Raw genomic sequence first — 4,702 nt, 5'->3', positions numbered from 1 at the left:
CGTTATCATCTATTTCTACAATAAAATCAATGTCACTGTCAGTATTAAATCTATCAGTCGTTACTGACCCAAAGGCAAACAGCATACTAACTTTGTTTAATTCACAAAGTCTTTTAATCTGGTCAATATGTTGATTTAAAATATTCATCGTAACACAAATATAGCAAATTTTCGTCCAAATAATCTGCGTAAATTATACATTCAAATAGTATTCATTTTAACTAGAAATTCAGTGTTTTATAAACCGCTGAAAATCATTAGTTTTTTTCTTTTTCTTTAGAAATCAATGTCTTTTGAGTGAGGATTGAATTTGCTACAACGGTCACGTGTATGGTGTCGTTTGGCATTTCGAAGCACAAACCTGTCGAACCGCTACAAAGTAAATTCAATGTAATGCCCTTGAAATTAGCACTATCCGCCAAATGCACTATACACGATGTTGTGTTTTCGTGCTTTTTTTCTGCAGTCTGTCGGTGCGTTGGGGCAGCTATACTCTTTGACAAGTTTTGGTTGGTGCGTCGGCATTTTGAGCGACTTGGCAATGTGTATGGGTGCGAAAGGAGGGCATATCACCCCAAATTTAATTCTTACTTATCAATTCAACCAAGTAGTGCCAAAGTAAAATCTTATCATTCGTAGATTTTCTAGTGTGAGATGAATACAACTTCTCTACTAATGGAAAAGAATCTATTTTAGTCAATATTTCTTTATCACCTGTCCAATCAATTGTTTTGTCAATATTACTATCAGACAATTCTTTAATCCAATTATTTACTTTTTCAATCCAATCAGAAGAAGTCCGGCTTTGAATATATCCAAACATGCCACTTACTTTAAGATGAGAAGAATGGTGGCTTCTTTTAAAACGTTCAATACCTCCTCGCAAACCACATACGTATTCTTTATTATTTGATGATTCTGAAAATCGTTTTGCTTCAAACTCAATTATAGGGATTGGTGTTTGGTTTCTAGTCATCACAAAAACTCCAATATCTGTTTCTTTATCTGAATCTGCTTGTGTTGGATTTTTACTAAATCTAAAAGGGATAAAACCTCCAGATTCATTCTTGCATAGTTCAAAATGATGAACAAGAATATCACTTATCCTATTTTCCTTTTTTGAATCCTTCATTGATAGGTAATATGAGGGAAAACTAGGAATATACTTATCAATAAACGACAAAATTAAATCTACCTCAAGATTTGGAGCTACACTTAAGTCTTTGTCACTAGGAGTGTGATATGTAGGTAATGAATCTCTAAGCATTATGATAACGGGATTTAACGTAGTCCGCAAAAGTCTCATCCGCATCCCTTAATGCGATTGAGGATAGCCAATAACGTAATTGTTTTGGCTTTGCCAATATTATAGAATCTTGCCCATAAACTTTAATAATCTTTTGTATATGTGTACTTTCATTATTTTCCTTCCTTGAAGGAATTACTGATTCAATATATTTTTCTATATCATCTGCATTTTCAAATTTAGCATGTAGCTTTTCGGAAGCATATTCAAAATGTAATGCAAAATACTTTCCAGCATCAATGATTTTAAATAATTGAAATGATTTTTCTTTTTGGTAGATGCTATTTAGTGTTTTGCAAAAAAGGTTAGAAAAATTTGAAATCTCACCTTCGGAAGAATATGCAGATAAATCATTTTTTGCAAGTTGATTGTTTAATACATCATCTATAATAATCTCCTCAGTTTCAGATATTTTTAAATCATCTTCATTTTCAGAAAATGGCAAATCCATAAAATCTTCAGTCATCGGAACTGTATGGCGATTTACCTTTATTTGACTGCTTGTAGCTAAAATAAAAAATCTTAATACCTTACCATTATTCTTTAAATAATGAAAAAGTTGTTCTAGCTCAGACCTATGTTTTTCAGGTGCATGAATACCAATTATTTTATTCCTAAATACTAAATATTCATCAGAGAAATGAGTTATTAATCCTTCTTTTCCAATATTTGCTCGAATCAGAATATGTGGAGGTGTATAAATTAATTCATTTCTTCTTCTTTCAAACTTATCAATATTACATTCTACAAGTTGAGTTATATCTACTTCATTTTCAAACATAGCAGAAGCAGGAATAAATTTCTTGCCTGTTATATATTTACATGGTTTCCCATTTCTATTTTCAGTAAAACCTTCACCGGATAACCATCCTTCTATTTTCTTAGATTCTATAAAATGTTTTAAGGTTTTAAGTTCAGAAAGCCTTTCTAAAAGATTGTTAATTCTACCCCCACCTAATAGATTAGCCTTCCACACATAAGTGTTATTTAAAACAGCGTTCTTGCTTACTAAGTGGAAATCATAATGGTCAAATTCTAAAAATAATCTATTTGAATTTGAAAATGTTCTATTAGCAACTAAATGCAAAACATCTTCATCCGTAGGCAAACATTTTTGCATAAATACAGCAGCTGTAGCAACCGTTCGTGACCCCCAAAGTTTATTCGCTAATTTTGTTAAATCAATAACTTGTAAAAGGTTGTAATTACTAAACAGCTCAGCTCTAAAAGTTATATCTTTTTTATATAAAAGAGGAACAGATGGTTGTACTAAACAAAGAATAGCATTCTCCTTAAGAAGCTTCATTGAATGTACAAGAAAATGTAATGCAGGATTTTCATCAGGAATATTTATTTCACTCTCATATCCTTTTTTATCCTTTAATTCTTTAAAATGCTTTATTCGACTCGGCTCTTTACCATTAACTGAGGCTAAATTAAAAGGAGGATTTCCAATAACCAAATCGAAATTTGCATTTGGTTTACTTACTATAAATTCAAAGAAATCCTGAGTTATAATATTTTTACTTAAATCAGGAAACTTTAATTTCCCCCATGTTGGTGGGTCTAAATCAACTTCATCTAAAATAGCTAAAGCTAAACTAAAAACGGAGAGACGAATAGCGTCCTGCTCAATGTCAACGCCATGAATACTTTGTAATAAGAGCTCCTTCAATACAGATAACGAAGGTCTAATGAGTTTTCCAGTCTTTTTCCACTGCTCATACCTCCACCACTGTACTATACGTTTGTATGTTTTTACAAGGAAAATTCCAGAACCACAGCTAACGTCAATTATTTTAAAATCCTCATGAGGAATCTTTAATGGCATACATTCATCCACTAAAGTACTAACAATCATTTCAGGGGTATAAACAATATCCTTACTATCAGTTAATAACTCCTCATAAACTGAACTAATTACTTCAACTGGTAAATGCGTAAATGAATATAAACGCCAGATTACAAACTGATTGTTTTTGATATTACCATCCAAATAATTTGCTAGGTTTTGGACTTCTGATTGCTGAATGGCTTCTCTTTCCTTAAATTCTTTTTCTTTGTCCCATTCAAATATTTTACCATTAAAATCTTTTGCCAATTGGTCTAGCAGATTCAACAGTTTGCCTTTCCGAATGGTTTCGCAAAAATCTGAGCATTGAAAATTCTTCTTGAAATATGTCCCAGCAAAATAACCGCTGGCACTTTTCACATCCCTTTCTTCCAGATATTTTATTAGAAGGCTTTGAACTAATAGCTTTAAAGCAACATGTCTATTCAACCCTGATTCTTCAAGAAAACTTCTGAAAACTTCTTTTAAACCCCTAATCAAATCTCTAGTTGCTGATTGCTCAAAACGAAAATCCTTTTTCTCATTTTGTTCATCCCAAAAGATTCCGCTGTCAAAATCTTTTCCATTAAAGTCTTTAATAGCCTCACCAGTTCTGGTTAATATTTCTTTGGCGTAACTATCTTTTTCTTCTTTTGGTCTTTTTCGTGAATCAAATATGCTTACAGATGATTGCTCAATTATAATATATGCAGGAACTTGATATCCATTCCACATTTGGATATGTATCTTGTTCTTATCTTCATCGGAAATTCCTTTTTGAGTATAATCAAATAGATATAATTGAGGCACATAAGCTCTGCCATCCTGAAAATGTCTAAAATAGACAGCATCAGCTTGAAATTTATTTTTAGCAGTCTCCAGCGCGAAAAGTATATCTGGTGATGCCAAATTCGAATCTAAATTTTCAAAATTATTCGTCAACAGCACTCCACTCTTCTTATTGTCATCTAATAAAGAGAAGTTTAAGTCAATAATATGTTGTTCAAATAATTGTGTTGACATAATAAAATTTCACCAATAATCGTAAAAACAAAAATACATTTTTATTAACGAGTTCCTTAAAAAATCCAATCAAAATTTCAACAGTGATTTTAGTTTCTATTTTGATGGTGCGTCAGAAAAAATTTGGCTCTTTTGCAAGCTGAAGCATCAGCATGTGGGGGTGGGCTTGCAAATGTGCCAAATGTGCGTTGGCATTAGTTGCACGGTCTTTCTTAGCATGAAACACAACGTACCTGTGTATGACCAGTGGCTTTTTTGCGGTGTGCGTCCTTGTCCGCCGTTAGAGAAATTGAGGCGGGGTAGGAGGGTTACTATTTAGCCGAACCAAAGCCATTGGTTATACACACCGTTGTAGCAAGTTATTCATTATTCGTCAAGGAGATTGGCAATTTCTTTTCTTAACTTTTTCAAGTCATTGGATACAATCGACCAAATGATATCTTCTGAAACAGAGTCATACCCGTGAATTATTCTATTTCGTGTATCAACAATTTTTCTTGCGTTGGTAATCTGAATCTGGGAGTTTACTTTTAGAATTCTGT

The 4,702-nt window shown here is 32.5% G+C and carries 4 protein-coding genes; all 4 read right to left on the bottom strand.

What is annotated here, in order from left to right; translation table 11 throughout:
- A partial coding sequence (locus B5X70_RS18530; RefSeq protein ID WP_200812622.1) for a nucleotidyltransferase family protein occupies positions 1-148 on the bottom strand: 148 nt, incomplete at its 3' end.
- Between the two features lie 432 nt (positions 149-580).
- The gene (locus B5X70_RS17410) at positions 581-1,267 is read right to left on the bottom strand and encodes a hypothetical protein (protein WP_079559177.1); all 687 of its coding nucleotides are present in this window, start codon (positions 1,265-1,267) and stop codon (positions 581-583) included.
- Positions 1,260-4,160, bottom strand: a complete 2,901-nt coding sequence (locus tag B5X70_RS17405) for an HsdM family class I SAM-dependent methyltransferase (RefSeq protein ID WP_079559176.1) — start codon at positions 4,158-4,160, stop codon at positions 1,260-1,262. The genes B5X70_RS17410 and B5X70_RS17405 overlap by 8 nt, the downstream gene beginning before the upstream one ends.
- 366 nt (positions 4,161-4,526) lie before the next feature.
- Entirely contained in the window at positions 4,527-4,670 is a 144-nt protein-coding gene (locus B5X70_RS18455; RefSeq protein ID WP_262481312.1) for a HepT-like ribonuclease domain-containing protein, read from the bottom strand.
- Positions 4,671-4,702: the final 32 nt, after the last annotated feature.

It is taken from the genome of Alkalitalea saponilacus (genome assembly GCF_900168165.1).
In the GTDB taxonomy this organism is placed as follows: Bacteria; Bacteroidota; Bacteroidia; order Bacteroidales; family Marinilabiliaceae; genus Natronoflexus; species Natronoflexus saponilacus.
This window is presented reverse-complemented; position numbering and strand designations above follow the sequence as displayed.